Raw genomic sequence first — 346 nt, forward strand, 5'->3', positions numbered from 1 at the left:
TCAGATTCAGCAACAGATCCAGACGCCACGAACGGAGCAGTTTTTCCTGGAACGTGTCGAGAAGCTACAGAAACGACATGATCTCGAATATCAATCCGTCACTCCATAACTAGATGACAGCATGATAAACATAGAACTGTTGTGCGATATATTCTCGAAGAATCCCAATGTAGTACGCTCTGTCACTCTTTATCTCAGCTTTCTGTCCGTGATAAATTCTTTTCTTTGCCTTAACAAGTGATTGTATCGCATAATTCATAATTTCAATGTGATCTTCAGTGCTATAGATGTTGTTACCGATGGTTTCTTTCAGCATTGTTTTGTATAGAGACAGAATTTCTTCATC

The 346-nt window shown here is 39.0% G+C and carries 1 protein-coding gene; it reads right to left on the minus strand.

From position 1 onward, the window contains the following. Positions 1–109: 109 nt before the first annotated feature. Positions 110–346, minus strand: a 237-nt coding sequence (locus tag CD152_RS11965; RefSeq protein ID WP_205757043.1) for a hypothetical protein, incomplete at its 5' end; no start/stop codon positions are given.

The sequence above is a fragment of the Macrococcoides caseolyticum genome (genome assembly GCF_002902665.1).
Classification (GTDB): domain Bacteria; phylum Bacillota; class Bacilli; order Staphylococcales; family Staphylococcaceae; genus Macrococcoides; species Macrococcoides caseolyticum.